Consider the following 4,447-nt stretch of genomic DNA (forward strand, 5'->3'; position numbering starts at 1 on the left):
CTGGGCGCGGCCTTTGCCGGCGCCCGCGAGGTCTTCGACGAAGTCAACGAGGCGCTCGGCCAGAACCTCACGAAACTGATGTGGGAAGGTCCTCAAGACGACCTGACCCTCACCGAAAACGCCCAGCCCGCCATCATGGCCGTCAGCCTCGCCGTCATGCGGGTGCTGGAAAAAGAGGGCGGCTTCGATCTTGCCGGCAAGGCTGATTTTGTGGCCGGTCATTCGCTCGGCGAATATTCGGCGCTCGCCGCGGCCGGGGCTTTCACACTGTCCGACGCCGCGCGCCTCCTGAAAATCCGCGGTCAGGCCATGCAGCGCGCGGTGCCGGTGGGCGCCGGCGCGATGGCCGCCATTCTGGGGCTGGAGTATGACGCCGCCGCCGAGGTCGCCGCCGAAGCGGCGCAGGGCGAAGTCTGTGCGGCCGCCAACGACAATGGCGGAGGTCAGGTCGTCGTTTCCGGCGCCAGGACCGCCGTCGAGCGCGCCATCGAGATCGCGAAAACAAAGGGCGCCAAGCGTAGCATGCTGCTGCCCGTCAGCGCGCCTTTCCATTGTGTGTTGATGCAGCCCGCCGCCGACGAAATGGCCGAGGCGCTGGCCTCGGTGGACCTCAGGGCGCCTATCGTGCCGTTGGTGGCGAATGTGACCGCCTCCCGCGTTGCCGATCCTGCAACCATCCGCCAGCTTCTGGTCGAACAGGTGACCGGTATGGTGCGCTGGCGCGAAAGCGTGCTCTACATGGAAGCACAGGGCGTTGCGAGCTACGTCGAGGTCGGCACGGGCAAGGCGCTGAGCGGCATGGTGAAACGCATTGCCAAAGAGCCGGAAATCATGGCGGTCGGTACGCCCGCCGATGTCGAGGCCATTCTCAAGATCCTTTAAGGAGCCCATGATGTTCGATCTCAGCGGCAAAAGCGCCCTTGTTACAGGTGCCTCGGGCGGTATCGGCTCCAGCATCGCGCGCGCCCTTCACCATCAGGGAGCGACAGTCGGTCTTTCTGGCACCCGCCGGGAAGCGCTCGACGCATTGGCCGCCGAGCTCGGTGAGCGCGCACATGTGCTCCCTTGCAACCTGTCTGACGCCGCCGCCGTCGATGCGCTTGCAAAGCAGGCCGAAGAGGCGATGGGCAGCCTCGATATTCTCGTCAACAATGCAGGTCTCACGCGCGACAATCTCTTCATGCGCATGAAGGATGAGGAGTGGGACGAGGTTATTCGCGTCAATCTGACCGCCGCCTTCCGTCTCTCGCGCGGCGTCCTGCGCGGCATGATGAAGCGCCGCTGGGGCCGCATCATCGGCATCACTTCAGTCGTCGGTGTGATGGGAAATCCGGGGCAGGGGAACTATGCCGCCTCCAAGGCCGGCATGATCGGCATGACGAAATCGCTGGCGCAGGAGGTCGCGAGCCGCAACATCACCGCCAACTGCATCGCACCGGGTTTCATCCGCAGCGCCATGACGGACGCATTGAACGAGGATCAGCAGGCTCGCATCATGGGAACGATCCCGGCCGGACGTCTCGGCGAAGCGGATGAAATCGCCGCCGCCGCCGTCTATCTGGCAAGCCAGGAGGCCGCCTACGTGACGGGACAGACCGTCCACGTCAATGGCGGCATGGCGATGATCTGATGACGTGCGTTGCTAGGATACGAAAATAGTAAGTAAATTCAGTGGTGTAGGTGTAAGCGCGCGGCGTTTTCGTTCGCTGGTGCGGGGCGAAAAAGTGTGTTACCTAAGCGCTCGATTTGGCTTGCGGTCCTGCCTTGAAATGGGCCAGAAGAGGGGCATTCCTTCCGCCGAAATCGGCAGCATCCAGTCCTCGACGCAATGAAGCGAACAGCAGGATGCACGAGGCCGGTCGAAACCAAGAGATCTGAGGATTTAAAATGAGTGATATCGCGGAACGCTTGAAGAAGATCGTGGTCGAGCACCTGGGAGCCGATCCGGAGAAGGTCACCGAGAATGCGAGCTTCATCGATGACCTCGGCGCCGACAGTCTCGACAATGTCGAGTTGGTAATGGCGTTCGAAGAGGAATTCGGCGTGGAAATCCCGGACGATGCGGCGGAAAAGATTCTGACCGTCAAGGACGCGATCGAGTTCGTCAAGGCGAACGCCAAGTCCTGACCTTGCGGATCGAATGCGAGGGCCGGGCGCGAAGACCGCACCCGGCCTCGTATCGTTACAGCTTCGCGCCAATTTTCGGACTGTAAGTGGAGTAGGGATCGGTATGAGACGTGTCGTCGTCACAGGGTTGGGCATGGTCTCGCCGCTGGGTTGCGGCGTCGAAACGACGTGGAGCCGGTTGCTCAAGGGCGAGTCCGGCGCGCGCAAGATCGAGAAATTCGAGACCTCCGACCTTCCCTGCAAGATTGCCATGCCCGTCCCGCGCGAAGGCGAGGGTGCGTTCATCCAGGACGACTGGATGGACGCGAAGGAATCACGGCGCGTCGACGACTTCATCGTTTTTGCTGTGAGTGCCGCGACGCAGGCGCTCGACGACGCGGGCTGGCACCCGTCAACCGAAGAAGAAAAATGCCGCACCGGAACGATGATCGGTTCCGGGATTGGCGGCCTCGAAGGCATCGCCGAAGAAGCCTATACACTCCGCGACAAGGGACCGCGCCGCGTCAGCCCCTTCTTCATCACCGGCCGCCTCATCAATCTCGCCTCCGGTTATGTTTCGATCCAGCATGGGCTGAAAGGTCCGAACCACGCGGTTGTGACGGCCTGTTCCACCGGTGCTCATGCGATCGGCGATGCGGCGCGCCTGATCGCGCTCGACGACGCGGACGTCATGGTCGCGGGCGGTGCTGAATCCGCCATCTGCCGTATTGGCATTGCCGGCTTTGCCGCCTGCCGCGCACTCTCCACCGGCTACAACGACACGCCCGAACGCGCCTCGCGCCCCTACGACAAGGATCGCGACGGCTTTGTGATGGGCGAGGGCGCGGGCGTCGTCGTGCTCGAGGAATACGAACACGCCAAGGCACGCGGTGCGAAAATCTACGCCGAAATCGCCGGCTACGGACTCTCTGGCGACGCTTATCACATCACGGCGCCGCCCGAAGATGGCGACGGCGGTTTCCGTTCGATGCAGGCCGCGCTGAAGCGCGCCGGCATTTCACCGTCGGATATCGACTACATCAATGCGCATGGCACCTCGACCATGGCGGATACGATCGAACTCGGTGCCGTCACGCGCATGCTCGGCAACGCGGTCAGTACAGCCTCGATGTCGTCGACCAAATCCTCGATCGGTCATCTTCTGGGCGCGGCCGGCGCTGTTGAAGCGATCTTCTGCATGCTGGCCATCCGCGACGGCATCGTCCCACCGACGCTCAACCTGGACAGTCCCGCCGTCGAGAGCGAGATCGACCTCGTGCCGCTCAAGGCCCGCAAGAAGGAGATCAATTATGCGCTCAGCAACTCCTTCGGTTTCGGCGGCACCAACGCCTCGCTGGTGGTGAAAAAGGTCGCCGGTTGACGGACGAAGATAACACACCGGAAGTTCCTGCAGCCGGTGCCGATGCCGCTCCACCCCGGCGGCGCATCATGCGCTACGTTCTGATTGCCCTGATCGTCCTGCCGTCGCTGGTTGCGCTGATCGCGGGCGGCGTTTTCCTCTACGGCAAGTATCGCTTTGAAGCGGCGGGACCGCATGCCGAGCCCCGTATCGTCCTGCTCTCGCCTGGCATGGGCGTCCGCGCCATCGCCGCCCGGCTCGACAAGGCGGGCGTCATTTCCGATCGCCGGATTTTTCTGGCGGGTGTCCGTTTCGGAAAGGCCGAAGCCACTCTGAAGGCCGGCGAGTATGAGATTCCGGCCCACGCCAGCATGGCGGCGATCGTGGGGATTCTGCGCGAGGGGCGTTCGATCCTTCATCGCATCACGATTCCCGAGGGACGAACCAGTGAACAGGTGATGCTGATCGTTGCGGCCGACCCGGTGCTTGTCGGCGAAGTACCGCCCACACCGCCGGAAGGTGTGTTGCTGCCCGAGACATACAGCTTCACGCGCGGGACAACGCGAGCCGAGCTGGTTGCGCTGATGCAGAAGGCCGCGAGCGACTTGATGGTGGAACTCTGGCCGGGCCGCGCCGAAAACCTCCCCGTCAAAACGCCGATGGAGGCAATTATTCTGGCCTCCATCGTCGAGAAGGAAACGGGCGTTGCCTCCGAACGGCCACGCGTTGCGGCTGTTTTCGTTAATCGGCTTCGCAAGTCGATGCGCCTGCAATCCGATCCGACCATCATCTATGGGCTGATAGGCGGCAAGGGCGCGCTGGGCCGGCAGATCCGACGCAGCGAGATCGATCGGCAGACGCCCTACAATACCTATCAGATCGACGGTTTGCCCCCGACGCCCATCGCCAATCCGGGTCGCGCCTCGATCGAGGCCGTTCTGAACCCTCCGGAAACGGATGAGTATTACTTTGTGGCCGACG

5 protein-coding genes are annotated in these 4,447 nt (G+C 62.9%); all 5 read left to right on the forward strand.

Annotated elements, in window-relative coordinates; translation table 11 throughout:
• A complete protein-coding gene (fabD, locus tag WEB61_RS07575; RefSeq protein ID WP_368063726.1) occupies positions 1-882 on the forward strand; it encodes an ACP S-malonyltransferase in 882 nt (293 codons plus the stop codon).
• A 10-nt stretch (positions 883-892) separates the two neighbouring features.
• The gene (gene fabG / locus WEB61_RS07580) at positions 893-1,630 is read left to right on the forward strand and encodes a 3-oxoacyl-[acyl-carrier-protein] reductase (protein ID WP_368063727.1); all 738 of its coding nucleotides are present in this window, start codon (positions 893-895) and stop codon (positions 1,628-1,630) included.
• A 257-nt stretch (positions 1,631-1,887) separates the two neighbouring features.
• Positions 1,888-2,127 (forward strand): acyl carrier protein, encoded by a 240-nt coding sequence (locus tag WEB61_RS07585; RefSeq protein ID WP_368063728.1) that lies wholly within the window; start codon positions 1,888-1,890, stop codon positions 2,125-2,127.
• Between the two features lie 103 nt (positions 2,128-2,230).
• The gene (fabF, locus tag WEB61_RS07590) at positions 2,231-3,487 is read left to right on the forward strand and encodes a beta-ketoacyl-ACP synthase II (RefSeq protein ID WP_368063729.1); all 1,257 of its coding nucleotides are present in this window, start codon (positions 2,231-2,233) and stop codon (positions 3,485-3,487) included.
• A gap of 68 nt (positions 3,488-3,555) precedes the next feature.
• The coding region (mltG, locus tag WEB61_RS07595) for an endolytic transglycosylase MltG (protein ID WP_368063730.1) at positions 3,556-4,447 on the forward strand (892 nt) is incomplete at its 3' end.

The organism is Parvibaculum sp. (assembly GCF_040882025.1).
GTDB lineage: Bacteria > Pseudomonadota > Alphaproteobacteria > Parvibaculales > Parvibaculaceae > Parvibaculum.

Coding starts and splice junctions, on each gene's coding strand:
- fabG (WP_368063727.1), top strand. CDS start 893: ATGTTCGATCTCAGCGGCAAAAGCGCCCTTGTTACAGGTGCCTCGGGC.
- WEB61_RS07585 (WP_368063728.1), top strand. CDS start 1,888: ATGAGTGATATCGCGGAACGCTTGAAGAAGATCGTGGTCGAGCACCTG.
- fabF (WP_368063729.1), top strand. CDS start 2,231: ATGAGACGTGTCGTCGTCACAGGGTTGGGCATGGTCTCGCCGCTGGGT.